The organism is Desulfobulbus alkaliphilus, assembly GCF_016918545.1.
Taxonomy (GTDB): Bacteria; Desulfobacterota; Desulfobulbia; order Desulfobulbales; family Desulfobulbaceae; genus Desulfobulbus; species Desulfobulbus alkaliphilus.
Genome location: NZ_JAFFQC010000111.1, coordinates 1 through 679, shown reverse-complemented (window position 1 = coordinate 679; position 679 = coordinate 1). Strand labels below are relative to the sequence as shown.

The following is a 679-nucleotide window of genomic DNA, read 5'->3' as shown; positions in this document are numbered from 1 at the left end:
GAACACCCCCATCGTCCAGCCAAGACAATTGCAGAGACGAAGCCCAAATGCTTAGGGAGCAAAGCCCCACTGTGGCAAACGATTATTCAAACAGAAAGTTCCGTGGTAGAGAGAAGTTTCATATAAACAAACAAGGTTAGATAGGACTCCGAGGCCCCGGGGTCGGACCAAGTCAAGTACCCGAAATTGTGAGGGAATCCTTGGAAATGTCCCCCTTTAAACAGGCTATGGCCCGATTTTCAGGGGTGAAACCAGCGTTTTAGACAGAAGGAGGGGGAATGGCGAGGGCCAACAGGCATTTCATCCCGGGTGGCGTATGGCACATCACGCATCGCTGCCACACAAAGGAGTTCCTGCTGAAGTTCGCTCATGACCGCACGCGGTTTGTGATGTGGCTTCGAGAAGCGCGCAAGCGCTTTGGGATCCAGATCCTGAACTATGCCGTGACCTCCAACCATGTCCACCTTCTTGTAAAGGACAGGGGCAATGCCGGCGCCATTCCTTCCGCCATGCAGCTCGTCGCCGGGCGCTTGGGCCAGGAATACAATCACAGCAAACATCGTAAGGGCGCCTTCTGGGAAGACCGTTATCATGCCACGGTCATTGAAACCGGGGAACACCTGCGGCGCTGCCTTGTTTACATCGATCTGAATATGGTTCGAGCTGGCGTGGTCAAGCA

The 679-nt window shown here is 54.1% G+C and carries 1 protein-coding gene; it reads left to right on the top strand.

Annotated features, from left to right (window positions below; all coding sequences use genetic code 11):
* Positions 1-278 precede the first annotated feature (278 nt).
* A partial coding sequence (locus tag JWG43_RS17620) for a transposase (protein ID WP_205244261.1) occupies positions 279-679 on the top strand: 401 nt, incomplete at its 3' end.